Origin of the sequence: Pseudoxanthomonas sp. PXM02, from assembly GCF_014851805.1 — a bacterium.
GTDB lineage: Bacteria > Pseudomonadota > Gammaproteobacteria > Xanthomonadales > Xanthomonadaceae > Pseudoxanthomonas_A.
Window position 1 is genome coordinate 1572189 of record NZ_JACVAK010000001.1, and the last position, 26219, is coordinate 1598407.

28 protein-coding genes are annotated in these 26219 nt (G+C 65.2%); 8 read left to right on the top strand and 20 right to left on the bottom strand.

Annotated features, from left to right (window positions below; all coding sequences use genetic code 11):
• Positions 1-87: 87 nt before the first annotated feature.
• From IB225_RS07655 to IB225_RS07725, 15 genes are all read right to left on the bottom strand, one after another.
• Positions 88-480 carry a hypothetical protein gene (locus IB225_RS07655; RefSeq protein ID WP_192310579.1) on the bottom strand — a complete coding sequence of 131 codons (393 nt, stop codon included), beginning with the start codon at positions 478-480 and terminating at the stop codon, positions 88-90.
• A 187-nt stretch (positions 481-667) separates the two neighbouring features.
• Positions 668-1021 carry an FKBP-type peptidyl-prolyl cis-trans isomerase gene (locus IB225_RS07660; protein ID WP_192310580.1) on the bottom strand — a complete coding sequence of 118 codons (354 nt, stop codon included), beginning with the start codon at positions 1019-1021 and terminating at the stop codon, positions 668-670.
• Between the two features lie 249 nt (positions 1022-1270).
• A complete protein-coding gene (locus IB225_RS07665; protein ID WP_192310581.1) occupies positions 1271-1690 on the bottom strand; it encodes a hypothetical protein in 420 nt (139 codons plus the stop codon).
• Positions 1691-1713: 23 nt separating this feature from the next.
• Entirely contained in the window at positions 1714-1887 is a 174-nt protein-coding gene (locus IB225_RS07670) for a hypothetical protein (protein WP_192310582.1), read from the bottom strand.
• A 6-nt stretch (positions 1888-1893) separates the two neighbouring features.
• Positions 1894-2145 carry a hypothetical protein gene (locus IB225_RS07675; RefSeq protein ID WP_192310583.1) on the bottom strand — a complete coding sequence of 84 codons (252 nt, stop codon included), beginning with the start codon at positions 2143-2145 and terminating at the stop codon, positions 1894-1896.
• A complete protein-coding gene (locus tag IB225_RS07680; RefSeq protein ID WP_192310584.1) occupies positions 2142-2813 on the bottom strand; it encodes a hypothetical protein in 672 nt (223 codons plus the stop codon). The genes IB225_RS07675 and IB225_RS07680 overlap by 4 nt, the downstream gene beginning before the upstream one ends.
• A 152-nt stretch (positions 2814-2965) precedes the next feature.
• A complete protein-coding gene (locus IB225_RS07685) occupies positions 2966-3298 on the bottom strand; it encodes a hypothetical protein (RefSeq protein ID WP_192310585.1) in 333 nt (110 codons plus the stop codon).
• Positions 3299-3358: 60 nt separating this feature from the next.
• On the bottom strand, positions 3359-3577 hold the full coding sequence (locus IB225_RS07690; protein WP_192310586.1) for a hypothetical protein: 219 nt from the start codon (positions 3575-3577) through the stop codon (positions 3359-3361).
• A gap of 339 nt (positions 3578-3916) precedes the next feature.
• On the bottom strand, positions 3917-4471 hold the full coding sequence (locus IB225_RS07695) for a restriction endonuclease (RefSeq protein ID WP_192310587.1): 555 nt from the start codon (positions 4469-4471) through the stop codon (positions 3917-3919).
• A gap of 107 nt (positions 4472-4578) precedes the next feature.
• Positions 4579-5472: a nucleotidyltransferase gene (locus IB225_RS07700; protein WP_192310588.1), complete on the bottom strand. Its 894-nt coding sequence runs from the start codon at positions 5470-5472 to the stop codon at positions 4579-4581.
• A gap of 7 nt (positions 5473-5479) precedes the next feature.
• Positions 5480-6424, bottom strand: a complete 945-nt coding sequence (locus IB225_RS07705; RefSeq protein WP_192310589.1) for a patatin-like phospholipase family protein — start codon at positions 6422-6424, stop codon at positions 5480-5482.
• A gap of 56 nt (positions 6425-6480) precedes the next feature.
• Positions 6481-7836: a hypothetical protein gene (locus tag IB225_RS07710; protein WP_192310590.1), complete on the bottom strand. Its 1356-nt coding sequence runs from the start codon at positions 7834-7836 to the stop codon at positions 6481-6483.
• 13 nt (positions 7837-7849) lie between these two features.
• Positions 7850-8650, bottom strand: coding sequence for an NrdJb (locus tag IB225_RS07715; protein WP_192310591.1), 801 nt, complete (start codon positions 8648-8650; stop codon positions 7850-7852).
• A gap of 118 nt (positions 8651-8768) precedes the next feature.
• Positions 8769-9344 carry a hypothetical protein gene (locus IB225_RS07720; RefSeq protein ID WP_192310592.1) on the bottom strand — a complete coding sequence of 192 codons (576 nt, stop codon included), beginning with the start codon at positions 9342-9344 and terminating at the stop codon, positions 8769-8771.
• 238 nt (positions 9345-9582) lie between these two features.
• Positions 9583-11733 (bottom strand): adenosylcobalamin-dependent ribonucleoside-diphosphate reductase, encoded by a 2151-nt coding sequence (locus IB225_RS07725; protein WP_192310593.1) that lies wholly within the window; start codon positions 11731-11733, stop codon positions 9583-9585.
• Between the two features lie 555 nt (positions 11734-12288).
• On the opposite strand from IB225_RS07725, the gene IB225_RS07730 reads away from it, so the two are divergent.
• The 8 genes from IB225_RS07730 (at position 12289) to IB225_RS07765 (ending at position 20407) form a co-directional block, all read left to right on the top strand.
• Positions 12289-13758 carry a Do family serine endopeptidase gene (locus IB225_RS07730; protein ID WP_192310886.1) on the top strand — a complete coding sequence of 490 codons (1470 nt, stop codon included), beginning with the start codon at positions 12289-12291 and terminating at the stop codon, positions 13756-13758.
• Between the two features lie 77 nt (positions 13759-13835).
• Entirely contained in the window at positions 13836-14207 is a 372-nt protein-coding gene (locus IB225_RS07735; RefSeq protein WP_192310594.1) for a hypothetical protein, read from the top strand.
• Positions 14208-14216: 9 nt separating this feature from the next.
• Positions 14217-14690, top strand: a complete 474-nt coding sequence (locus IB225_RS07740) for a phage holin family protein (protein WP_192310595.1) — start codon at positions 14217-14219, stop codon at positions 14688-14690.
• Positions 14690-15121 (top strand): hypothetical protein, encoded by a 432-nt coding sequence (locus tag IB225_RS07745; RefSeq protein WP_192310596.1) that lies wholly within the window; start codon positions 14690-14692, stop codon positions 15119-15121. The genes IB225_RS07740 and IB225_RS07745 overlap by 1 nt, the downstream gene beginning before the upstream one ends.
• Positions 15122-15296: 175 nt before the next feature.
• Positions 15297-16397, top strand: a complete 1101-nt coding sequence (locus IB225_RS07750) for an AI-2E family transporter (protein WP_192310597.1) — start codon at positions 15297-15299, stop codon at positions 16395-16397.
• An 807-nt stretch (positions 16398-17204) separates the two neighbouring features.
• Entirely contained in the window at positions 17205-17945 is a 741-nt protein-coding gene (locus IB225_RS07755; protein ID WP_192310598.1) for an HAD-IA family hydrolase, read from the top strand.
• Complete coding sequence (locus IB225_RS07760) at positions 17942-19312, top strand: leucyl aminopeptidase family protein (RefSeq protein ID WP_192310599.1); 1371 nt, start codon at positions 17942-17944, stop codon at positions 19310-19312. Before IB225_RS07755 ends, IB225_RS07760 begins: the two co-directional genes overlap by 4 nt.
• Before the next feature lie 48 nt (positions 19313-19360).
• On the top strand, positions 19361-20407 hold the full coding sequence (locus IB225_RS07765) for a hypothetical protein (protein WP_192310600.1): 1047 nt from the start codon (positions 19361-19363) through the stop codon (positions 20405-20407).
• A 62-nt stretch (positions 20408-20469) separates the two neighbouring features.
• On the opposite strand, the gene IB225_RS07770 is transcribed toward IB225_RS07765, so the two are convergent.
• The 5 genes from IB225_RS07770 to IB225_RS07790 form a co-directional block, all read right to left on the bottom strand.
• Complete coding sequence (locus IB225_RS07770) at positions 20470-22182, bottom strand: diguanylate cyclase (protein WP_192310601.1); 1713 nt, start codon at positions 22180-22182, stop codon at positions 20470-20472.
• Between the two features lie 105 nt (positions 22183-22287).
• Positions 22288-22890: a response regulator transcription factor gene (locus tag IB225_RS07775; protein ID WP_192310602.1), complete on the bottom strand. Its 603-nt coding sequence runs from the start codon at positions 22888-22890 to the stop codon at positions 22288-22290.
• Between the two features lie 197 nt (positions 22891-23087).
• On the bottom strand, positions 23088-24293 hold the full coding sequence (locus IB225_RS07780; protein WP_225583320.1) for a sensor histidine kinase: 1206 nt from the start codon (positions 24291-24293) through the stop codon (positions 23088-23090).
• 28 nt (positions 24294-24321) lie between these two features.
• Positions 24322-25080 carry an ABC transporter permease gene (locus IB225_RS07785; protein ID WP_192310603.1) on the bottom strand — a complete coding sequence of 253 codons (759 nt, stop codon included), beginning with the start codon at positions 25078-25080 and terminating at the stop codon, positions 24322-24324.
• Positions 25080-26000, bottom strand: coding sequence for an ABC transporter ATP-binding protein (locus tag IB225_RS07790; RefSeq protein ID WP_192310604.1), 921 nt, complete (start codon positions 25998-26000; stop codon positions 25080-25082). The genes IB225_RS07785 and IB225_RS07790 overlap by 1 nt, the downstream gene beginning before the upstream one ends.
• Positions 26001-26219 lie beyond the last annotated feature (219 nt).

Consider the following 26219-nt stretch of genomic DNA (forward strand, 5'->3'; position numbering starts at 1 on the left):
ACCAGCCACCTCGCATGCCGTCACAGCCGTCGTACTACGCAACGCCGGGCCGAGGCTCGGGCCTTTCCTAGGCGATGGCCCCAGGAGCTAGTTGCCCAGCACCTTGAACAGCAGCAACCAGAAGAACCAGCCGATCATCATCAGGAACAGGGCTTCGCCTGCCGCTTTCTTCTTGTTCGCCATCAGATAGGCGGCGGCCAGGATGATCACGATGCCGGGCAGCAGCACGCACAGCACCTTGATGACGAGCGGCAGTGTGTCCGCTGAGTCCGCACCGGGGATGGGCGGCGGGGCATGACTGCCCGGTGGCGTATCGAAGCGTGCATCCTGGACGCCACGCGCGATGAGTTCCTGCCGTGCCAGGCCGATCGCTTCTTCGCTGTACTCGTCCGTCGTCGCCAAGGCGATGGCCATCAAGCGATCGACGTCGTATTCCCGGTACAGCTGCCTGGTCGCGTCCGCATCGAAATAGGTCGACATCCCTTCTCTCCCTGATCGTCGTTCCCGGCGGCCCCCGTCTGGTGGAGGCACCCCCGGCCCGGGTGCAGCTTACGGCCAACGCGCCCCGGATCGAAGCGCGTTGGCGCCAGGTACGACGACGGGGGCGGCCCACCGCGCGATGGGCGCTTCCCCGTGCGATGGCGGGCGTGAGCCCGCCCTGCGTGCCTCAGGCGCCCAGCAGTTCCACGTCGAACTTCAGCGTCGCGTTGGGCGGGATGACGCCGCCGGCGCCGCGGGCACCGTAGCCGAGGTTGGCGGGGATGATGAGGGTGCGCGCGCCGCCTTCCTTCATGCCCTGCACGCCTTCGTCCCAGCCCTTGATGACCATGCCGCCGCCGAGGGGAAAGATGAAGGGTTCGCCGCGGTCCTTGCTGGAATCGAACTTGGCGCCCTGCTCGCCGTTCTCGTACAGCCAGCCGGTGTAGTGCACAACGACGTTGCGGCCGGGCTGGGCTTCGGCGCCGCTGCCGACGACGGTGTCTTCGAACTGCAGGCCGGACGCGGTGGTGGTGAATGCCATGGGGTGTTCCTCTTGGGGATGGGTATTTGCGGCGCGCAGTTTATCGCGCGTGCGGTCAAGAGGAGGGAAGTAACCCGACGACCCCTCCGTCGCTAGCGCATGGGCGGTCGTGGGCGCCCCACCCCGACTCGACGGGTACCGGTGGTACGTGATGGCGGGCTTGAGCCCGCCCTACCTGCGCTGCATGACCCGTGCTGGCTTTCAGCACCGGCCACTACGTGAAACGATTCCGGGCACGCTTCATAACCTTCACTCTCCGTACGAGATCACCCTGCCGACCATTTCATTGATCCTGTTACGCTCCGAGGCAGGCAGCAAGCCTTCGAACACGAGCTGTTCGAAGTTGTTGTAGGGGCCACATATCCCCGCCAGGCAGTACGTCGTCATCAACGCGCCGTTTGAACGGCAGTCCAGTCCCGTCCTGCATGCCGCGAGCGTCCAGGCGAGCGTGGCCTCCTCGGTGCCGGACTCGGGGCCGAAGACATGGGGAAGCGAGGAAGCCTCGGGCCCCATCGCATCGGCCATGGCGAGGAATGCCTCCGGATCGCGCGATCGCGCAACGCGCTCCCTCAGCGCGCGCAGGTAGTTCTCGTCTCTCGACAGCGGAGCGCGGGATGCGACCAATGCCGCTTCGGCCGCCAGACTCCCCGCCTTGGCGGCGGGGTGCACTGCGCTTACCCGGGCTACCCGGGCTACGCGGGTTCCCGCGCGGCGGCGGGAGCGAACCAGTGGCGTACCGGGGGCAGGAAGAGCATGGCGGCCACGGCGATACGCAGGACGGACGAGAGCGTGGACAGCCACTCCGTCGCCCACACACCGCGCCGCACCAGCATCAACAGGACGAAGGCGGATATCACCGTCGTCATCACCAATCACACCCTCGCCCATTGCCAGCGCCGCCACAGCGCCAGGCACATAGCCATGCAGTAGATGCCGTTGATCGTCGCCACCGGAAGAAATAGCCCGGCCTCACCGGCCGCACTCTTCCACAGGGACAGTACTTCGAGCACGTAGTGCAGCAAATAGCACGCGAGTGTCGCCAGCAACGCCGGAGGCATCGACGGATTCGCGGGCACTGGCAGCGTGGCGGCCGGTGCCTGGTAAGGATTGGGCGACTCGCTCATCGGGTGACTGTCTCCCGTTGCGTCTTCATCGTCAGCGCTTCGGAGAGCAGGGATTCGTAGAGATGCAGACGGATGCGCTTGAGGTTGCCGACCATCATGACGAAATAGAACAGGATCAAGCCGAAGCCGATGATGAGTTGCCAGTACGGCATCTCCATCAGTTCGTCCCAGTTGCGGAAGAACAGATACGCCGACACGAGCACCGGCAGTACACCCAGTCGCTCCAGCCCGCCCGTGAACAGGCCGATCTTTGCCGAGATTTGCGGCAGCATGAGCCGTGCCAAGCGTTGATGCTCTTGCAGATCCGACGTGGGGCGCTCGCTCAGCCACGTCAGGATCGTATGGAACTGCGGCAGGTCGTGGTCGAGCTGGCTTACCTGATCTGCTCGCCATGTCCACAGCGTCCAGCCCAGCACGCCATAGGAACGGACCATGTCAGGCAGCAATGCGAGCAGGAACACCGAGAAGCTGATCTGTGCCCACGTGATCATCCACTGGCCCGGCGTCATGACGTGGACCAGCACGAACGGGATCAGTGTGGCCACCGCCGCGATGCCGCCAACGATGTTGGCCCTGCGGTAGATCGGTGGCGTGTTGAGGATGCCCGATGGGCCGTCCGGCACGGCACGCAGGCGGCGGTCCAGTTCGGTAAAACTGAGTGTGTCCATGGCGTTCCCCAAAGCCTATGGGCCAGGACTATGCCATGACGACATGGGTTGAGCCGCCACGGTGAGGCGATCTCGTCGGCGCATCGTAGGGTGGGCCTTGGCCCACCGTTCGACGAGTGCGGAAGGTGTGCGACGGCGGGCTTGAGCCCGCCCTACTTGCTGTCAGGTGTGGCGTCGGCGCCGGTGGTGGCGCGGAGAGCGCTGTCCAAGGCCACGCGGACGGGGAATTGCAGCGGGGGTGCTTGTTCGCAGTGGCTGATGATGAGGTCCAGCAGGTGTGCCAAGGCATCGGGGCGGGTGTTTGCATGGGCGCCCCCTACGCGATGCTGGATTTCGTTGAGCCACTTGAGGGCATTGAGCTGTGCGGCGGGGTCCAGTGTTTCGTCGGCCCAGATAGCGCGGCCGGCGATCGTCAGCTCATGCCAGAGGCGGATGCAGAAGTGCCTGGCCTGCGATGCGTCGAGTTCCACGATGCGCGCTCTCATGGCGGTGGCGCTCTCCTGTGGGTGTGCGGTGGTGTCGGTGGTGGTGGCGAGGCCACGCGATCACGTGGCCACGGCAGCGACGATGCGGTCGGCGGTGTCGGCGAGGTGGCTGAAGCAGTGGGCCAGGCCGGTGCGAGAGAGGACCAGGTCGTCGGGGTTCTGGGTTTCGGGGATGCTGAGCTGGGCCAGCAGGTGCAGGTGGTGGCGCAGGGCCTGCAGTTCTTCGTGGGCTTCGATGGGCAGGTGGTAACCGGGGTCGCTGTGCTTTCCGTGCGTCATGGCGGGAGTCCTTCCGCGTGCGTGGTACGTGGCGTGCCTGCGGGCGCGTCGTGCGTCCGCAAGGGTGTCGGGAGGGTCGAAGCCACCGCTAGCTGGCCGGGCGTATTTCCCCGAAGGGTGTTCTATTCCGCCTCCCTCCCGACGTAGAACGGACTGCGTCGGAGGCGCCCGATGCATTGGGCACAAAAAACCCACCTGAGTTGCCGGGGTGGGTGCCGCTAGAGGGGAGATTCGACGCTCCTTGGAGGCGAGTTTGCAGAGGGGATCGCGGGGTGTCTATTTACATTTCTGGATGGGCCTTGATGCGCCAGTACCGAGTGCGCCTGATCGTCGCTCGATCTAAGTATCAGGCACGAAATCTGCTGAAAGCCCCAAAGCTATTCGGGTGTACTCAACATGATCGTCAGACATCAACGACATTGAACTTCCATGACACCACCAACCGATGTATTCCGAGAACCTAACCCACGGCGGCGGCGGAACTTCAGAGCCATAACTCTTAGTAAACCAGTTGCTCTTCCCATCGACCAAGCGCACAAGTGCTATCCCATGTTCGTCGGCATAGCTTATTGCTCCGGCCTGAAATCCGGATGTCGAAAAAATCATACCTTTGTGGGCGTTCATCGACCTGATCCGCGCATCTAGAACTTGAACGTCCTGGCGCTCGATCTTTCTCTTGTGATGCTTACACTCAACAAGAACAAGAAAATTAGCTCCGAGAGCATTAAACCTCGCGGTTACGTCTATCTCGTAGTCACCATCTGAAGCAGAGAACTTCTCCAGGTGCTTCGACTCATAACTCTCTAAGCCCCCGCATGCTGCATCCAGAATCCCTTTGACAGCCAACTCGAACTGCCGAGGGGTAAGCTCGATAGGAGCTTCAAATTTCCTCATGTAGACCCACCCAAACTGCAGTCAAAACCCTGACTTCAAGTCGCAAAGCTCCACCTTGCCCGAACGAATGGCGCATAACCAAGCCTAGGCCGCCAAAGATCAATGACCTAACCTCTATTCCAATAGGCGATGAGCTGCTGAAGGAAGGTCGCTGCATCAGCCAACGGCCAGCGCGTTGAGTCGTTATCACCAATCAATCTAGACTGATGATTCGCACACATAAGGTGCGGCAGGCTAGCTTGACCATTAAGCCAGTTCAACGCCGCAACGAGATTTCCAGCGTTGCTGGTACCAAGATCTTGATGCGGCACGTTGTAGAGCATTCCTTCGATGAAGTAAGAAGGAGCAACCCCTTCGGATATGAATCCTTCAGACTGCATTCTCGACCGCATGTTCTTAACGATCCTGACCAGCGGCTTGAAATTCCGGCCCGTAGCCTGATGCTTTGTGGTCAGGCTCTCACTGTGCTGCCGCGGAAAGTTGACAATCTGATCACCAAGAGATGTCCAGAAGCATATGCCCTCAACATAGTTGGTCCGATTCCAGGGATCATAGCTGAGGTACTTCCTATATGAAGTTGCTACAACTACGTCCACCTTTCTCCGGCCATTTCTAGCCGCCACAGAGATCGCCTTCCCTCCATATGAAACATCAGCACCAAAGCTCGCTCGCAAGGTTTCATAGACGTCCTGCTTGAACTGTGGCCAGTCATAAGTTACGGGCGAAGTGTCGCTTCTCCACTGAATGTACTGCGGCGGAGGAAGATCTTCCGCATTGCTGTAGAACGTCTCTTTCAGCTTTATTACTATGTCAACGTCGCTCTCAGCCCAAATATTCGTGCTATTACCGTAGGAACCTTGCAAGAATATGTCGTAGTCGCGCAGGAATATTCTTCCCGTAGACCTCTGCAGGGCATCTTTCACCGTAGCGTAAGTAGATGCGGACTGCGTAACAGATCCTTGGTGCGCCCAAGTTTCAAGCTGATGATCTGGAAAAGGCATGACACCCTCACGTAAGAAGTTTTTCTATCGCCTTCTCGTTTCTAGCGAACGAAGCGCGCCCACGCTGCCAAAGAACATTCAGCTTCGCAATGTCGTGCTCCATTAGATCGGTAGCCATCTCAGGCTGTTCAAACGTCTCACTGATCCTAAGCGTTGGGGCATCGTGATACAGAAGGGCCCGCAGCTGATCCATAGACTGAGTGTTTATCTCAAGAGTCTTCTGCAGCAGAGATATCGAGTTGAAGGGAATGCTCTTAGCCAAGGAAACCAGCATCCTTTTCTTGGGCGGATAGACACCAACACCCACGCTAAGAACCCTGATGTCGTGAGTCGCATACCCCATTGGGCCAGTGGCATCTGCTATGGCGTACAACGTCGGATTGTTTGCCGCATAACCACCATCAAGGAGCTCAACATTTTCCTTATGCGCAGTAGTAATGGTGGTTCGCTTGAAGAATGGAAAAGCGGAGCAGGATGCCCGAACAGCATCAGAAACTTTTACGCCAAACCCAGGAACAAAGCTGTGCTTCGCTCCATGAGTCTGAGCAACGCTTGACTTGAATATTAGCGGACGCTCGGACAACCAATTTACTGCCACGATCCCGATATTGGTCTTCATGTCAGAGAAAGAAGCATCACCAAAAACTTCATTGGCCAAACTCTCAAGCGCTGCCGTCCTACTTCTCACTAGCCGCTTACTCATCAGTATCGGTACATGGCGATGGTAGAGCTCGAAGATGTGTTCGATATCGTGTCCAAGACCAAGGAGAGCGCAGATGATCGAGCCGGTGCTTGTTCCGTAGATAAGATCAAAGTGCGAGTGCAGCGGCGACCCTAGAAACGCCTCCAACTCCTTGAGCACTCCCAGCGTATAGAAGCCTTTCGCGCCACCGCCATCCAAGGTCAGTATGCGAAGCGGCTCTCGACGGCTCGATGCAACACCTTCGGACATCCTTTCCTCCCCAAAAGAACAAAGCCTGGCCGGTTTGGCGAGGCAGTCAATCGCAATCAAATAGTTAGGTACTGCTGACCTTCCTTGTAGACGGTGATGTCGCCGTCCGAACTAATCTTGACAGCCATCCCGTAATTTGAAGCACCGATGGCCGCCTTGGTTCTACTTCCTTCGGCCCCCTTCAAACGACCGGCCCTTTTTGGCTGAATCACTGCGCCGTAAGCAAGTATGGTTCCACTCTTGTTGATGACCAGCGCACCATCCAGTGCTGCAAGCTCAACCATTACTCTTCGCGGCAATGACTGTATCGTCTTACGCTTTAGGAGCAGGTCGAATTCCGCATCCTGTGTGGATCTTTTTTGACCGCCAAGCACATCCTCGGCCTTTACTACATCCTTCAGCATCGCTTGATTCTTTAGGATTACGAAGAGGCCTCCAGTCCGCCTAAACGAGACATCAATTGCTGCGCGATAGATTGCACCCACTACGTTCCCAAGAATCGACTTTCGAATCTTCTGAGCACGCGCCCAATCTCGGATCAAGTTCACCAAATGACCATGATTCCAGTACTGCCATTTCCCGAATCGATAGCTAAACCTAAGGGTTCCTTCCTCCAAGACGAGGACATCGCCCTGCCGACTAAGAACTATTCCGAAACGTCGATCACGGCTCGCTTTAGCCATTGCCTCGGCCCACTCTGGATAGAAGTGCTTGCCTGTAAGCGGCTTCAAGGAAAAGCGATCGAGATCCACGAACCTGATGATCGCGCCGTTCCCTGACACGACATAGGCCGTTCTGTACCCATCGGACAGCGCCTTGAATTTCTTCAGTTTAAGAAATTCCTTCGGAAAGGCGCTTCTATTAACCACTTCGACACGAGGCTCTACGACGCAACCAAATGCGACAGCCTTGTTCTCGTAGGTCTGCTCCGCGAGCGTATGCAGTGCATTCAACATCTCGCCGACAGGGAGAGTGACCTCATGGTGTGCGGCTAAGTGCCTGGCCACAATCCTTTCATCAAAAGCTTTCGTAACCGCCGGCAGCGCCACTTCTGGCAAGGGGCGGTGACCGGAGAAGATGTCGCCAATCTCTTCCGCGATCAATGCACAGATGTTGTGCTCACGGCCATCCAACGTGCTCTTTGCAACACCGGAGGCTAAGCTCTCGCGACGGCGCCGAATCGTCGCCTCAAGAGCACGGCCAGATGGAATTCCTCGCGCCTTTACGCCCGCCACAAAGGTAATTTTTTGGCGTTCTGTGGACGCCCAGACAGCACCGCTCGGCATCCACTTTGTTTCAACCCAACCCACAACCTCGACATGAGGCAAGATGCGAGTGATCGCGGTGCACGCGTGGATTAGCAGCTCAAGCTCTGCCTGCGAAAGGCATTTCTTTAGCTGCTTTGTGCTCACTAAAAATTAAGTCTCACCCGCACTTCGAATACCCACAGTTCAAACACGTCGCGCACCCGTCCATGATGACGAGGGCCTTGGTGCTGCACTTGTGGCAGAGCGTCGCGGAAGGCGGGAAGCTGGCGCCATCGCCGGTCACGGCGATGTCCTCGGCGGCGCCCTGGGTGGGCGCGGCCGGTGCAACGGTCACAGTTTCCGTTACGTCAGAGTTTTTTTTTGCGCGGTCTTCGTACTGCTTGCGCTTCTCGGCCAGGATGGCGCGCTGGTGCGCACTCATTTCCGGATCGTGGATCAGGCCGATCGACTTCATGTGCTCTTCCACGATGGCGCCCAACTCCGCCACCAGCGACGGCATGTACACGCCACCGGCCTTGAAGTAACCACCGCGCGGATCGAACACCGCCTTCATCTCGTCGACCAGGAACGTCACGTCGCCGCCCTTGCGGAACACCGCCGACATGATGCGCGTCAGCGCCACGATCCACTGGAAGTGCTCCATGGACTTGCTGTTGACGAAGATCTCGAACGGACGGCGCAGCTCGTGCTCCGTGCCCGCGTTCAACACGATGTCGTTGATGGTCACGTACATGGCGTGCTCCACCAGCGGCGACTTGATCTTGTAGGTGCTGCCGATCAGGACTTCCGGGCGCTCGATGCGCTCGTGCATCTGGATGATGTTGTCCTGCGGAGTTTCCTTTTCCACCGTCTCGCGCGGCACCGACGCCACCGGGACCGCGGCTGCGGCTTCGCGCGCCTTGTCTTCCGGGGTGAGCACGCTGTAGCCCTTGATTTTCTTGTCGATCTTGACGGCCATGACGGTGGAATCCTGTTCGTGTTCTTGGTGTTTTAGGTAACGGGACGGAAGCGCTAAGAGCGGCCCCCTCCCCAAACCCTCCCCCGCGAACGGGGGAGGAGGGGTGAAGCATCAGGTCTTACTTACGGGCTGCTTTTTTCGCAGCTTTCTTCGGGGCTTTCTTGGCGGCCTTTTTGACCGCTTTCTTGGGCGCCGCCTTCTTGGCGGCTTTCTTCACGGGCGCCTTCTTGGCGACCTTCTTCACGGCTTTCTTGGCTGCCTTCTTCACCGGCGCCTTCTTGGCGGCGGCCTTCTTGGCGACTTTCTTCACGGCCTTCTTGGCCGCCGTCTTCTTGGTGGCTTTCTTGGCCGCCTTCTTCGTGGCCTTCTTGGCGGTCTTCTTGCCGGTCACCTTCTTGGTGAGGGTGGCGGCTTCGGCCTTGGCGGCGGTGCTGGCGGCGGCCAGCTTCTTCTTCGCCTTGGCGACGGTCTTCTTCACCGCCTTGGCGGCCTTGTCGGTGCGCTTGGCCACGGCCTTCTTCGCCTTGGCGATGTCGGCGGTCACCGTCTTCTTGGCCTTCTTGGCGGCCTTCTTCGCCTTGGCGACGGTTTCGCTGGCCGTGCTGGCCACTGCCTCGCCGATGCCCGCTACTGTTTCCTTCACGCTTTCGGCCGCGCCGGAAAGCGTCGCCGTGACACCATTACCGTTGCTCATGTTGCCCTCCTTGTGGGCGAGGTTGGTTGACGCTGCCGATGCTATACCCGATGGCGCGGGGTGGAACGGTGAAGCGGATGAATCGGTGGTTCAAGTTGCCGGGATGAGCCCCTTCCCCCGCGTGCGGGGGAAGGTTGGGATGGGGGCGTTTTTCGCTGAGAGCAGAAGCAACTCGCGGCGCTCGCTCCCCCCACCTGCCCTTCGGGCATCCTCCCCCGCACGCGGGGGAGGAGAACCATCAGAACTTGCCGTAGTAGCCTTCCTTCAACGCATCGAACAGGTTGGCGGCGGTGTGCATCTCGCCGTCGTACTCGATCTGCTCGTTGCCCTTCACCTCGATGACGTTGCCGTCTTCCAGCTCGAAGCGGTAGGTGGTGTTTTCCAGGTCGGCTTCCTTCACCAGCACGCCCTGGAAGGCGGCGGGATTGAAGCGGAACGTGGTGCAGCCCTTCAGGCCCTGCTGGTGGGCGTAGCGGTAGATGTCCTTGAACTGCTCGTACGGGTAGTCCGTGGGCACGTTGGCGGTCTTGGAGATGGAGCTGTCCACCCACTTCTGCGCGGCGGCCTGCACGTCGACGTGCTCCTTCGGGCTGATGTCGTCAGCGGCGATGAAGTAGTCGGGCAGCTTGGCGTCGGCCTCGTCGGAGAACGGCATGGCCTTGTTGTTGACCAGCTCGCGGTAGGCCAGCAGCTCGTACGAGTAGACGTCGACCTTTTCCTTGGTCTTCTTGCCTTCGCGGATCACGTTGCGGCTGTAGTGGTGCGCGAACGAGGGCTCGATGCCGTTGGAGGCGTTGTTGGCCAGCGACAGGCTGATGGTGCCGGTGGGCGCGATGGAGCTGTGGTGGGTGAAGCGGCTGCCGGTTTCGGCCAGCTCGTCCACCAGATCCGGGGCCACGGTGGCCACGCGCTGCATGTAGCGGCTGTAGCGGGCGTGCAGGACCTTGCCGGGGATTTCCTGGCCGACCTTCCAGCCGTCGGTCGCCATTTCCGGGCGCTGGCGCAGCATGGCGGCGGTGACGGTGAAGCGCTCTTCCATGATCGGGGCGGCACCCTTCTCCTTGGCCAGCGCCAGGCCCATTTCCCAGCCGGCCACGGCCATCTCGCGGGCGATCGCCTCGGTGAACTCGCAGGACTCGGCACTGCCGTACTTGTGCTTGAGCATGGTCAGCGTGCTGCCCAGGCCCAGGAAGCCCATGCCGTGGCGACGCTTGCGCAGGATCTCCTGGCGCTGCTGTTCCAGCGGCAGGCCGTTCACTTCGACCACGTTGTCGAGCATGCGGGTGAACACGCGCACGACTTCCTTGTATTCCTCCCAGTCGAACGTGGCCTGGTCGGTGAAGGGATCACGCACGAAGGTGGTCAGGTTGACCGAGCCCAGCAGGCAGGCGCCGTACGGCGGCAGCGGCTGCTCGCCGCACGGGTTGGTGGCGCGGATCGTCTCGCACCACCAGTTGTTGTTCATCTCGTTGACGCGGTCGATCAGGATGAAACCCGGCTCGGCGTAGTCGTAGGTGGAGACCATGATCATGTCCCACAGATGACGGGCACGGATGTGGCCGTAGATCTTGCAGGCCACCAGGCCGTCGTCGCGGACGATGTAGTTCTTGTGGGTGGGCCACTCGCGCCAGACGACCTGGTTGGCGTCTTCGACGTTGATGTCGCCCTTCTCCTTGATGTTCACCGGGAACACCAGCGGCCAGTCGGCGTCGGTGTCCACGGCTTCCATGAAGCCGTCGGTGATCAGCAGCGACAGGTTGAACTGGCGCAGGCGGCCGTCTTCGCGCTTGGCGCGGATGAAGTCCTTGACGTCCGGGTGGGAGATTTCGAACGTGCCCATCTGCGCGCCGCGGCGGCCGCCGGCGGAGGACACGGTGAAACACATCTTGTCGTAGATATCCATGAAGGACATCGGGCCGGAGGTGTACGCGCCGGCGCCGGCGACGAAGGCGCCCTTCGGACGCAGGGTGCTGAACTCGTAGCCGATGCCGCAGCCGGCCTTCAGGGTGAGGCCCGCTTCGTGGACCTTCTCGAGGATGCCGTCCATCGAGTCTTCGATGGTGCCGGAGACGGTGCAGTTGATGGTGCTGGTGGCCGGCTTGTGCTGCTGGGCGCCGGCGTTGGAGGTGATGCGGCCGGCGGGGATGGCGCCGCGGCGCAGCGCCCACACGAAGCGCTCGTACCAGTAGGCGCGCTTCTCGGGGGTGGCTTCGGCGTCGGCCAGGGCGCGGGCGACACGCTGGTAGGTGCCATCGATGTCGGCGTCCAGGGCTTCGCCCTGCTTGGTCTTCAGCCGGTACTTCTTGTCCCAGATGTCCTGGGATGCCGGCTGCAGGGGGATCAGGGTGGGCTGTTCCGTCTTGACCGCCTCGAGGCGCACCGTACTCATGGTTGTGTTGTTCTCCTGAAAACGACTGGAACTACTTAATTAAGACTGTGGTGGCGGGCAGGCCTGGGCCTGCCCCGGTAATTCAGTGCGGCCCCGGACGACGGGGACGGCGCCGCGGGCGGCCGCACAGGATGCGCCGCGCCGGTTGCCGGATTGTGGAAGTGGGACCTGCCGTTGCCGTGGTGCCCACTGCTTCCCTCGCCCTCATGCGCCAATCCCCAAAGGCGCCCGATTTCCCAAGCGCAATGCCCGCAGGCTTTGTCAAAGAAACACCAGTGCTTGGGTCCGCCCCGTGCTGGACCGCAACATCTTGTGTCAGCACGAAGTGGTCAAACTACGCCCGGGTTCCCCCCCTGTCAACCGGATTGACATGACAATTGCATGGCATTGCACCCTCCGTTCGTCATCACGCGGCGGGGTGCGGCGGACGGCCGCGGCGGGTGAACTTCATTGCAGGTTTAGGGGTCCGTCAGCAGACTCATTCAGGTTCGCGGGGGCCACCGGCCACCCGCTCCCTCCGACGCAACGAGCTGCCGACCCACCATGAAGAAAGCGCTGCGCCCGTTCCCCACCCTGATCGCCCTGTCTGCGGCTGCCGCGTTCGGCGGTTTCGCCGCCACCGGCCTCAACGACCTCTTCCAGAAACCCGCCCAGGCCGCCCCCAGTGCCGCGGCCGCGGTTCCGGCCGCCGCCGCGCTGCCCGCCGCCGTGGACGGGCAGGTGCTGCCGTCGCTGGCGCCGATGCTCAAGCGGGTCACCCCGGCGGTGGTCAGCGTGTACAGCCGGCAGACCGTGCGCGTGGCCAGTCCGCTGGGACCGTTCGGCGACGACCCGGTGTTCCGCCGCATCCTAGGCATCCCCGACATGCCGCGCGAACGCGTGGAGCGTGCGCTGGGCTCGGGCGTGATCGTCGACGCCACGCGCGGCTACGTGCTGACCAACCACCACGTGGTGGAGAACGCCGACGGCGTGTCGGTCACGCTGAGCGACGGCCGCCAGGTGGAAGCCGAGTTCATCGGCTCCGACCCGGATACCGACATCGCGCTGATCCGCATCCCGACCCAGGGCCTGACCGCCGTGCCGATGGCCAACAGCGACCAGTTGGAGGTCGGCGATTTCGTGGTGGCGATGGGCAACCCGTACGGCCTGGGCCAGACAGTGACCTCGGGCATCGTGTCGGCGGTGGGCCGCAGCGGCATTCCGGTGGCGGGCTACCAGAACTTCATCCAGACCGACGCCTCGATCAATCCCGGCAACTCCGGTGGCGCGCTGGTCGACCTGCAGGGCCGGCTGGTCGGCATCAACACCGCCAGCTTCAACCCGCGCGGCAGCATGGCCGGCAACATCGGCCTGGGCTTCGCGATCCCGATCAACATGGCGCGCGGGATCATGGACCAGCTGATCGCCAACAACGGCGTGGTGCGTCGGGGCGCGTTCGGCGTGGAATCGCAGGACGTGGACGAGCGCACCGCGCGCGGCCTGGGCCTGGACGTGGCCCGCGGCGCCCTGATCACGCGCGTGTATCCGGGGTCGGCCGCGGCCGCGGCGGGCCTGCAGCCGGGTGACGTGGTGGTGTCGGCCAACGGCCAGCGCATCGACAACCGCGCGGCCCTGCACAACTTCGAAGGCCTGCAGCCCGTGGGTACCCGCGTGGCGCTGGACGTGCGCCGCGACGGCAAGCCGCTGCAGCTCAACGCGGCGTTGAAGGAAGGCGAACGCACCGCCGATGGCGCATCGCTGGATGCGCGCCTGACCGGCGCGACGCTGAAGGAACTGGACGAATCCGCCCGCCAGACGCTGCGCGGCATGATCCGCGGTGCGCAGGGCGGCGTGCAGGTCGGCAACGTGGCGCGCGACAGCCGCGCCTGGAACAGCGGCCTGCGTCCGGGCGACATCATCATCGCCAGCAGCAGTGGCGAGTTCGGCGACCTGCCGGGGTTCCGCGCCAGTTTCGAGCGCAAGCCGGCGCAGCTGGTGCTCAACATCCTGCGCGGCCGCGGCACCGGCCGCGTGCTGATGCAGTGAGGCCGCGGCGGTGGACGGCATAACAGCCCGTTCACCGCCGTGCATTAGAGTGACCCCATCCCCGCCCGCAGGAGCCAATGATGACCATGCCCACGAACACCGATGCGCTGAAGTCCAACCTGGGCGAAGCCGGTTCGCACCTCGCCTCGGCCGCCGCCGCCGCCGGTGAAGCCATCAAGGGCGCCGCCAGCGCCGCGGGCGACGAACTTCGCCTGGGTAAGGCGAACGTGAAGTCCGAACTGGCCGACAGCGCGCTGTCGGGCATCGCCGCGGCCGAAGCCGGTGGCGGCGCCGCGCGCGAGCAGGTCGATGCGCTGATGGACAAGGGCCGCGACCTGATCGACAGCGCCGCCGACCTGATCCGCGAGCGTCCCATCGCTTCGTTCGGCGTGGCCTTCGCGGCCGGCTGGATCATCGCCAAGCTGGCGCGCAGCGGCGGCGACAAGTAAGCCCGCCGCGTGAGCGACGCGCCCCGCGACACCGACGCACCGCCGCCGCCCGACCTGATCGACAGCCTGAAGGAGGTCGGTGAGGCCGGCCGTGCGGCGTTCGGCTCGGCCAAGGACACCGGCCGCGCGATGCGTGCGCTGGTGTCGGCGGATTTCGCACTGGCGCGCAGCGCGTTCGGCCGTGCACTGGCGTGGGCCGGCGTGGCGATCGTGTTCGGCGCCTCGGCCTGGCTGCTGGTGGCCGGCGCGCTGATCGCGCTGATGCAGCGCTTCGGTTTCTCGTGGCTGCAGTCGCTGTCGTTCGCCGCGCTGCTGAGCCTGGCGGTGACGGTCTTCGCGGCGTGGAAGGTCGGCCGCTACTTCGACTACACGGGCATGCATGCGACGCGCCGTCAGCTGTCCAAGCTCGGCCTGTTCGACGAGGACCGCGCGGACGAAGAAGACGCGCCCCCGCCGCCCGCCGCCGGCAACGGAGGGCCCTGATGCGCTTCGAGCAACTGCAGCAGCACGTGGAGCGCGCCGAGAAGCGGGTGGAACTGCGCGGCGCGCAGACCTCGCTGTACTGGACCATCCTCAAGCAATCGTGGAAGGACGGCTGGACGCCCGGCCGCATCGTCATCGCCGGCGTGGTCAGCGGCTTCCTGGCCGGACGCAGCGACCCGCTGCGCGCGATGACCGGCGCGCGCTGGATGCAGATGTTCACCGCGGTCTCCAGCTTCGTGGCCACGGCACAGGCCGCCGCCGCGGCCGAGACCGCCGAAGACGCCGCCGACACCGCGCAGGACATGCAGGAGCGCGCCGAGGACATGCAGGCCGACGACGAACCGATGGTCGACGAGGCCTTCGACGAGGACGAGATCGTGGTCGTCGCACCGCGCCCGGCCGAAGCCGCCACCGAACTGTCCGAACGCTGACCACAAACGCTCTTGTGGGAGCGACGTAAGTCGCGAGCTCTTTCCATCCGCCCCCCGCTGCCTTGCGCGCGGATGAACGCGTCATCCGCGACGGCCACCCCCACCCGTCCCGACTCACGTCGCTCCCACAGGATTGCCCGCACAATCGCGCCTTCCTCCCGGTCGCGCCCCGCCCATGAGCACACCCGCTCCACCCGACGCACCGCCCACGCCGGTCACCCCGCCCCCCTCACGCCCGCGCGCCTCCACACCGCTGCTGGTGCTGGCGACGCTCGCTGTCGGCTACACGCTGTGGGCCGCGCAGGAAGTGTTGCTGCCGGTGCTGCTGGCGATGTTCTTCGCCCTGGTCGGCAACCCCATCATCCGCACGCTGCGACGGATCTACGTGCCGCGCTTCGTCGGTGCGCTGATCGTGCTGGTCGGCGGCATGGCGGTCGCCGGCCTGCTGGCGCACAAGATGCTGCCGTCGGCGATGGAGTGGGCGCAGCAGGCACCGCGCGAGATGCGCCAGCTGGCGCCCAAGCTGCGCGAACTGACCAAGCCGGTGCAGGACGCCAACAAGGCCGCCGAAAACTTCGCCCGCGCCGCGGCCGGCAGCCAGACCTCGAACCGGCAGCCGCAGATCGTGCAGGCCGCGGCCGACGATCCCTACCGCAAGCTGCTGGCCACGCCGCGCGTGCTGGCCTCGCTGCTGGCGGTGGTGCTGCTGACGTTCTTCTTCATGGTCTACGGCGAAAACCTGCAGCGCAACGCGATCGCGCTGCTGCCCGGACGGCAGCAGAAGAAGTTCACCGTGGAGATCCTGCACTCGATCGAGCGCGAGGTGTCGCGCTACGTGTTGACCATCAGCATCATCAACACGGTGGTGGGCTTCGTGTTCGCCGGCGTGCTGTACCTGCTGGGCCTGCCGCTGGCCGAAGCGCTGCTGTGGGGCACGATGGCGGCGCTGCTGAACTTCGCGCCGTACGTGGGCCCGCTGATCGGGATGGTGGCGATGCTGCTGGTGGGTTTCATCAGCTTCGAGCAGCCGTTCCAGTCGATGCTGCCGGCGATCACCTACCTGGTGCTGCACACGATCGAAGGCCAGATCATCACGCCGATCATCCTGGGCAAACGGATGGCGCTGTCGCCGCTGGTGCTGATCCTGGCGCTGATGTTGTTCGGGTGGCTGTGGGGGATCATCGGGTTGTTGCTGGCGGTGCCGTTGCTGGTCTGCGTGAAGCTGGTGCTGGCGCGGGTGGAAGGCATGGAAGGATGGGCGCGGTTGCTGGAGTGATTGAAGCCCCTCTCCCATCGGGAGAGGGGTTGGGGTGAGGGGCGACAAAGACGCGGTCTTTCCTGGCCTGGGTTATTCACCAGATCCGCGATGGCGCTGGTTTTGCGGCCTTGCGGGATGGATCTTCTTTTTTGACGCATGGTGCCGCTCGCCGCGGAGGCATTCTTTCTTTGCTTGTGCAAAGAAAGAATCAAAGAAACACACCCCAGGCGGCACGCCCTCCGCTTCGCTCCGGGTCCGCGAGCAGGGCGGGAATTTCCGTAAGGCACATCCCTGTGCCATACGGAAACGCCGTCATCCATGACGGCGCCCTTCGGGTTGTACCCGCCCTTCTCGCCGTGCCTCATGGGGACCCAAGAAGCCACGTCAAAAGCGTGCACTCCGAATCTATCCGTGTCGGCTTCCGGGGCCCCTGAGGTCCGGCAGTCACGGCGGGTAAAACCCGCAGGGCGGCGCACAGGACGTGCGCCGTTTTCGGCCGGGGCAGGATGCCCCGTCCGAAAATTCCCGCTGGGACTGCGAACCCGCCGCGCAGCGGCGGGCGGACCGCCGGGGTGTGTTTCTTTTGCTTACTTTTCTTTGCACAAGCAAAGAAAAGTAAGGCCCCCGCGGCGAGCGGTGCCATGCCTGGTCGCTGAGGAAGCATCCCGACAGGCTCAACAATCCAACGCAAGGCCCTGAGAGGCCAATGACACGCACAGGCAATGGACTTCGTTGCCCCTCACCCCAACCCCTCTCCCGCAGGGAGAGGGGCTAAACCACGGCCAAGTGAAAGGACGCCCGCCGCCCCGGTGTAAAATCGCCCCGATGAGCTTCCCCGTCCGCGCCATCACCCTCGACCTCGACGACACCCTCTGGCCGTTCGCCCCCATCGGCGCCCGGATCGAACGCGTGCTCGACGACTGGCTGCGCGAACACAGCCCCGCCACCGCCGACATGTTCCCCGTCGACCGCATGCGCGCCGTGCGCGAGGACATCTTCCTCGCCCACCCGCAGTACAAGCACGACCTCAGCCGCCTGCGCCGCATGACCCTGGAACACGCCCTGCGCGAGAGCGGCGCCGACATGGCGCTGCTGGAACCGGCCTACGAAACCTTCTACGCCGCGCGCAACCAGGTCGAGTACTACCCCGACGCCCTGGCCGCGCTGGAGCGCATCGCCGCCCGCTTGCCGGTCGCCGCCGTGACGAACGGCAACGCCGACCTGCAGCGCATCGGCCTGACCCATCTGTTCAAGCACCAGATCCACTCGCGCGAACATGGCGCCGCCAAGCCGGACGCCAGCATCTTCCACGCCGCCTGCGACCTGCTCGACGTGCCGCCGGCCGAGGTGCTGCACGTCGGCGACCACATCGAGATGGATGTGGTCGGTGCCTTGCATGCCGGCTTGCGCAGTTGCTGGATCAACCGTCCGGAAGACCACGACGGGATACCGCAGGCGTGGCCGCACGACGCGCTGCGCCCCGACCTGGAATTCAACACGCTGACCGCGCTGGCCGACTGGCTGGACGCCCACCCCGATTTCGCCACGGAACACGCCGCCGCATGAGCGCTGCCCTCGCCTACACCGATTCCTCCACCCACGCGCGTCCGCTGCACGTACTGGAGCGCACCCACCTGACCGCATGGCGCGCGACGCAGTCGCCGGCGGTGAACGCCTGGATCGAGGCGCAGAACTTCTCCGCCTCGGCCGGTTCGCTGCTGTTGCTGCCTGGCGAAGACGGACTGGCCGGCGCGGTGATCGGCATCGGCGATCCGCTCGACCCGTATGCCTACGCGCACGCGCCCTTTGGGCTGCCGGCGGGCGACTGGGAGATCGCGGGCGACCTGTCCGATGACGCCCGCGTCGCGCTGCAGCTCGGCTGGGGCCTGGGCAGTTACAAGTTCGATCGCTACAAGCAGCCGCCGCGCAAGCCGGCGCGCCTGGTGCTGCCACAGGCCGATGCCGAAGCGCTGGACCTGCTGGCCGCCAGCGTGCAGGTGCGCGACCTGGTCAACACGCCGACCGAGCACATGGGTCCGGACGAACTGGAAGCCGCGGTGCGCGAGCTCGCCGCCACGCACGGCGCCGAGGTGGACGTCGTCGCCGGCGATGCGCTGCTGGCGCAGAACTTTCCCGCCCTCCATGCCGTCGGCCGCGCCTCGCACCGCGCGCCGCGCCTGATCGCGCTGCGCTGGGGCGATGCGTCGCGACCGCACGTGGCGGTGGTCGGCAAGGGCGTGTGCTTCGACACCGGCGGCCTGGACATCAAGCCGGCCGACGGCATGCGCCATATGAAGAAGGACATGGGCGGCGCCGCGCACGCGATCGCGCTGGCGCGCCTGGTGATGGCGCGCAACCTGCCGGTCCGGCTGACGCTGCTGGTGCCGGCGGTGGAGAACAGCATCGGTCCCAATGCGTTCCGTCCGGGCGAAGTGATCGCCACGCGCAAGGGCGTCAGCGTCGAGATCGACAACACCGATGCCGAAGGCCGCGTGATCCTGTGCGATGCGCTGACCTATGCCGGCGAGCAGTCGCCGGAGCTGCTGCTGGACTTCGCCACGCTGACCGGCGCGGCGCGCATCGCACTGGGCCCGGACCTGCCGGCGCTGTTCGCGAACGACGACACCGTCGCCCACGACTGGATCGCCGCCGGCGAGCGCATGCGCGATCCGGTGTGGCGCATGCCGCTGTGGCGTCCGTACCTGCGCTATTTGACCAGCGGCATCGCCGACCTGGCCAATGCGGGTTCGCGCATGGCCGGCGCTGTGACGGCGGCGCTGTACCTGGAACGCTTCGTGCCGGACGGCATGAAGTGGGCGCACCTGGACGTGTACGCCTGGAACGACAGCGACCGCGCCGGACGCCCGGCCGGCGGTGAAGCGCTGGCGCTGCGCAGCGCCTATGCGATGCTGAAGGCGCGATACGGATCCTGATCGCCCCGCCGGGGCGCCGGCGTCATCGTGCAGGGAGCGCACACCGTGTTGAGCACACTCCGATCATTGGTCCGGCTGATCACGTGGGTCGCCGGTTTCGCCCTGCTGATGGCCACCATCCTGTGGTTCAAGGCGCGGAACGGTGGCGATCCGATCTCCTCCCGTCTTGAGCTCACCTGGATCCTGTCCGCGACGGTATTGGCGGCGTCGGCGCTGGTCGGCATCGCGATCACCGGTCTGATCCGCGACCGCAGCCGGCAGGAGCAGGACGCCCTCGACCACACCGGCGTGTTCGAAGCCTCCGCGAGTGCCCGCCACATGATCCTGCTGGCCGGCCTGTGCCTGCTGTTCGGCGTCGGCGCCTGGGCGGCCCTGATGAGCAATCGGGCCGGTCTGGCACTGCTGGCGCTGGGCCTGCTGGTGGTGATGATCGCCGTGAGCTGGAGCCTGTTGCGCCAGGTATGGCGCCAGGGGCCGATGCTCAGGATCGATCGCCAGGGCATCGATCACGCCCTGTACGGCCCCATCCCGTGGGACGACGTGATCGGCCTGACGCTGCAGACGATCCGGGTAAGGCACAACACCGTGCATACCTTGTGGCTCGGCGTCCGCACCCCCTACCGCTACCTGCGCCACGCGTCCGGTCCGGTGCGCTGGATCAACGAACAGCGCTCACACCGCCATGCGTCGTTCGGTCCGCTGCCCATCCCGCTCAATACGCTGGACAAGGACGCCGAGCATATCCATCACTGCGCCCGCGCCTTGCGCGAGACGCACGCGGCTCCGCTGCTTCCGCACTGGAGTACCGGCATGCGCGATGCGGAGATCGCTACCTGGCTGGAATCGCACGCGCTGCAGGATGAGTTGCGGGACATCGCCGACGAGCTTGAAGCGTCAGACCCCGACGAACAGCCGGCGGCGATGGCGCGGTTCGATGCCCGCATCAAGGCCTATGCCGCCCGCAGCGAGGCCTTGCGCCCCCATGTCCGGAACGCGCTCGACGCGTCGGCGCAACGGATGGCGCGGACGAAGAAGACCCTCTGGATCCTGAGCGCGATAGCCGCCTTCCTCGTGCTGCTGCGCATCCTGACGTAGCGACCCTGCGTCGGCAGGCACCATTGCTGTGCACTACGGGACTGCGCGACGCCGAAGGCGCGCTACGGCGCCACGGCCTGCACCACGGCGACATCGGTCGCCGCAATCTCCACCCGGTTGCGGCCGGCGTGCTTGGCGCGGTACAGCGCCACGTCGGCCTGCCGCAACAGCGTATCGCCCAGTCCACCATGCTGCGGGAACATCGCGACGCCGATGGACACGGTGACGTGCGGCAGCTCCTGGCCCAAATGGACGACGCGCATGCCTTCCACGCCGGCGCGGATCGCCTCGGCGCGCGCCTGCACGGTGATCGGGTCGGCTTCGGGCAGGATCAGGGTGAATTCTTCGCCGCCGTAACGGCAGGCGATGTCCTCGTCGCGCGAGAGCGCCTGCAGCAGGCGGCCGAACTCGGCCAGCAGGGCGTCGCCGCCGGCATGTCCGTGCACGTCGTTGAAGCGCTTGAAGTGGTCCACGTCCAGCATCATCAGGCCCAGCGGCATGCCGCGGCGCTCGCAGCGCGCCAGTTCGCGCGCCAGCGACTCTTCCAGGTAGCGCCGGTTGAACAGGCCGGTCAACGGTTCGCGGATGGACTGCACGCGCAGGCGCGACTGCAGTTCCAGGCTGGACAGCGCCATCGACAGCTGCTCGGCCGCGGTCTTCACCAGGTCCATGCGGGCGAGGAAGGCGTCATCGTGCGCCGACAGGTACAGCAGGCCCAGCTGGCTGCCCTGGGCGATCAATGGCACGCAGACGTAGGTCGGCGTGGCACCGAGCGTCGGGGTGGTGACGTGCGCGCACGGCAGCAGCTCATGGTGGGCGCGATGCACGTGCGGCTGTCCGCGGCGCAGCGCCCAGCAATCCGGCAGCGGGAACATCGCCGGACCGTTGAGCGCGTGTTCGCCCCAGTGGGCGACCTCTTCGGCGTAATCCTGCGAGGCGCGCACGCGGTACAGCGTGCCGCCGGTGTCCGGCAGCAGGCGCGAGAAGTACTGCGTGGCCAGACCGACCGCTTCTTCCACGCTCACGCAGCTCTGCAGCATGCCGCCGTAGCGGCTGAGCTCGTTGAGGTCGGTGCCCTGGCGTTCGAGCGCATCGATGTTGTCCAGCAGCTCGGCGCGCGCCAGGTCACCGGCGTCCTCGGCGCGTGCGCGGTGACGGATCTCCGCGGCCAACCAGCCATACACCACGGCGATGATGACCAGGCCGAGCGGAATGCCCAGGATCGCCAGCGCGCGCAGCAGATTGGCGCTGTCGCGACTGGACTCCGCGCGGAGCACCAGCAGCTCGGTTTCATTGGCCACCAGCTGGCGCGCCTGCGCACGCAATGCGGCGGACGTCTGGCGCACCTGCTTGCCGATGGAGCGCTGCGCGGCCGGAAGGCCGCCGATCGCATAGTTGCCCAGCGTGGCGTCGATCTGGCCCAGGCGACGCTCGATCTCGATCTTCCATGCCAGCACCAGTCGGCTCTGCTCGGGGTTGTCGCGCACCAGGTCCTGCAGGTTCGCGATCATGCCGGGCAGTTCATCGCGGCTGCGCTGGTAGTCGGCGAGGTAGCCCACGTCGGCCGTCAGCAGGTAACCGCGCTGCGCCGATTCGCCGTCGCGCAGGTGGGCCTCCACCGCGCCGACGAGTGCGATCACCTCATTGGTATGGGAGACGCGACCGGCATCGTAGATGAAGCGGTGCGCACCCAGCACGACCCCGACGCCGACCGCGACGAAGATCAGCGCGGCGGCGAGCAGGCCGAGGCGGTTGGCGAGACGACGCTTGGGCATTCCGTGTGGGGTGCGGAAATCGATGACGGGAAGACTAGGTCGCGTCGCGCCAGGAGACAACCCGGCGCACACTCGAAGTGCCAACTGCGGCACATCTTCGCGCGGTTACAGCCAGCCGCGCTGGCGCGCCATCCGATACGCCTCGATGCGGTTGGCCACACCCAGCTTGCCGATCGCTTCGGACAGGTAGTTGCGCACCGTGCCCTGCGAGAGGTTCAACTGCTTGGCGATGTCGCCCGCCGACTGGCCCTCGCCGGCCAGCCGCAGTACCTGGCGTTCGCGGTCGTTGAGCGGGTCGGCATCGGACCACGCTTCCAGCGCGAGTTGCGGATCGATCGCACGACCGCCGCGATGCACCTTGCGCAGCGCCTCGGCCAGGTCTTCGGCCGGCGCATCCTTCAACAGATAGCCGGACACGCCGGCATCGAGCGCCCGCCGCAGGAAGCCGCCACGGGCGAACGTGGTGACGATGACGACCTTGCACACCATCTCATGGCGCTGGATGCGCTGGGCGAGTTCGAGCCCGCTCAGACCCGGCATCTCGATGTCGGTGACCAGCAGGTCGGGCTTCAACCGCTGCAGATCGCGCCACGCGGCTTCGCCGTCTGCGGCACTGCCGACGACCTCGATGTCGCTTTCCATGCCCAGCAGCGCGGTCAATGCGCCCCGCACCATGGCCTGGTCTTCGGCAAGCAGTACGCGGATCATCGGCACGTCGTGGTGGAAGGGATGCGCGACACGCTAGCAAATCGTGCGGGGTCTTGGGAGGCATCTCCCCTTCACCCGGTGACGAAGCGGAGAGTTCCGATGTGGGAGCGACGTAAGTCGCGATCGCATGAAGTCCGCGTCCGGGCGCCTCGCCACGTTTCCACACCTCTGAACCATCCGGGATATTGCATCGCGACTTACGTCGCTCCCACACCTGCTTCCGTGCTCGCTGACTGCCGCTCGACCGAATCAGCCATCTCCCGCGACGGCAGCGGCAACGTGATCTCCACGCTCGTGCCCTGCCTCAGTGTCGAATCGACACGCAGGCGTCCGCCGCGTGACTCGACCCGTTCGCGCATGCCGGCCAGGCCGTTCCCCGGCACGGCGGCGCTGCCGACGCCGTTGTCGCGGATGCGCAGGTGCACGTGGTCGGGCGTGGACGTCAGCGACACCTCGGCGAGCGTGGCGCGCGCATGACGCTGGATGTTGGTCACCGCTTCGCGCAGCGCCAGGGCGAGCACGGTTTCCAGATCGGGTGGCACCACGGCCTCCTGCGCGTCGTAACGCAGGGTGACGCCGTCCGACTCCAGCAGCAGCTTCGCGGAGGCCAGTTCGGCCGCCAGTCCGGCGGCACGGATGCCGGTCACCGCACGACGGACCTGCGCCAGCGCATCGCGGGCGACGCGACTGACCTCGGTGATCTCGTTGCGCGCCGCCTGTGGATCGCGCTCGATCAATCGCCCCGCAAGATCGGACTTCAGCGCCACCAGCGACAGCGTGTGCCCGAGCAGGTCGTGCAGATCGCGGCCGATGCGTTCGCGTTCGGCCAGTGCGGCGAGGCGGCGGACTTCGTCGTGCGACAGCTTCAGCTCGGCGCGCTTGCGCACCGTCTCGGACTGGAAGTAATTGCCGGTGAATACCGCCACCGAGATGATCGCGGTCACTGCCGGCACGAACGCCGGGAATCCCAACCATGCCGCCATGCCGCAGTAGCCGGCCAGCAGCACCAGCAGCGCGCCGACGCGTGTCCACAAGCTGCCCGGCAGCAGCGCCACGAACGCCGCCGCGTAGATCACGTAGGTGTTGGAGAACGCATTGAACGACATCAGGCCGTAGCCCAGCGCAGCGATGCCCAGCGTGCACAGCACGCGCGTCATCGCGCTGCCGCGGTACGCCAGGAAATACATAGGCAGGAACACGGCCACGGACAGCAGCGTGGGCCACAGGTACCAGCGCACGCTCTGGCCCCAGTTGGCATTGGATGGCACTAGCACCGGCACGAACAGGAACACGAGGTAGCCGAGCAGGAAGATCGGCATCCAGCCGAGGCCGAGCGCCTCCGGCACCAGGCGATCCCGCAGGCGGGTCAGCGTGCGCAGCCATGGGGAAGTGGAAAGATTCATCGACGACTCCTTGCGCCTGCGCGCCGGCTCAGGATGCCAGCCGGCGACGCGCCAGCAGGAAGAACACCACCGTGATCGCGACCAGCACACCGGCATGCAGCAGCAGCGGACGCCCCGCATCCACGCCGACCACCTTCTGCGCGACCTGCGCCAGATGATACGCGGGCCATGCGGGCGCGGCGGTCTGCAGGAACGACGGTAGCATGCTCAACGGCACCCACAGGCCCGACAGGAACGCCATCGGCAGGTAGACCAGGTTGATCAGCGCGGGCGCGCCGCGACCACTCACCAGCGTGCCCAGCCACAGGCCCAGCGCACTGAAAGGCAGCACGCCGACCAGGCAGGTGGCGACCAGCGCCAGCCATTGCAGCCCCGTCAGGTGCACGCCGGCCACGCCGATCGCCAGCACCGCGAGCAGCAGCAGGATGATGGCCGCGAACAGCACGGCCATCGCCATCTTCGCCACCAGGTACGCGCCCGGTGGCATCGGCTGTGCGCGCTTCAGCGTCAGCAGGCCTTGTTCGCGATCCATCGCGACGGTGACGCCGAAACCGAACAGCGCCACGCCCATCACCCCGAACACGCTGTAACCCGCCAGCATGTACTGCGCGGCGGCCGGGCCGCCCTTGCCGCCCAGCAGCACGCCGAACAGCAGATAGAACACCGGCGGGAACAGCAGGCACGGCAACGAGAACGACGGTGTGCGCAGCAGGCGCAGGAACTCGTAGCGCGCTTCCAGCACATAGGCGCGCGTAGAGGAGAACGGAACGGCGGCGGTCGTATCCATCAGGCGGCTTCCTGGTTGGCGGCATCACGGGTAAGGGCAAGGAAGGCCTCGGCCAGGCCGGCGCGCTGGACTTCCAGATCGGACAGCGCCGGGTCCTCGGCCAGCAGGCGACGGACGACGGACTCGGCGGCGTCGGCGATGACCTCGAGCCGCGCGCCGTCGCGTTGCGCCAGCTGCACGCCGGGCCAGCCCTGCACCAGCGCCGTCGGCAGCGCACTGATGCAGCGGATGCGACGCTGGGCGACGTGCGCCCGGATCTGCGCGACCGAGCCTTCGGCGACCACGCGACCGTGGTTCACCACCACCACGCGGTCGGCCAGCGCTTCCGCTTCCTCCAGGTAGTGCGTGGTCAGCAGCACCGCACAACCTTGTGCACTCAGTTCGCGGATCGCTTTCCAGAGCGTCTGCCGCGCATCGATGTCGAGGCCGGTGGTCGGCTCGTCGAGGAACAGCAGCTCCGGCCGGCCACACACCGCCAGCGCGAACTGCACGCGACGCTGCTGGCCACCGGACAGCTGGCCGTAGCCGCGCTCCATCAGGCCGTCGAGGCCGGCCAGCGCGACCAGGTCGGCCACGCTGCGCGGTTGCGGGTAGTAGGCGCGCGTCAGGTCGATCAGCTCGCGTACCTTCAACGTGTCGGGCACGGCGGCGCTCTGCAGCATCACGCCGGCGCGGCGACGCGCGGCCAGCGACTGCGGCGGCAGGCCGAACAGCTCGGCGGTGCCGGCATCGGCGCGCTGCAGGCCCAGCAGCAGGCCGATCGCGGTGCTCTTGCCCGCGCCGTTGGGACCGAGCAGCGCCAGCACCTGGCCGGCAGGCAGCGCCAAGTCCAGGCCGTCCAACGCCAGGGTCTTGCCATAGTGGTGCCGCACGCCGCGCAGGCGGGCCAGCGGTGCGGAGGTCAGGCTTGCCACGTTCATGCGACGGTCCCGTCGGAAGGTGTGGCCATCCTGCGCGCCGACGCGGCGTGTGATGAGTGCGGCTCCTCAGGCGAATCAGGTGACAGTTGTCACTGGGACGCCGGCCGGTGCTGGCCCACGATGCGCCCCGTGGCAGGCCCGGGCCGCCCCCGATCGCACGAAGTGACTTCCGGCAACTAGGCTTCCGTTACCCTTGCTGGTCACACTTTCCCGCATTCA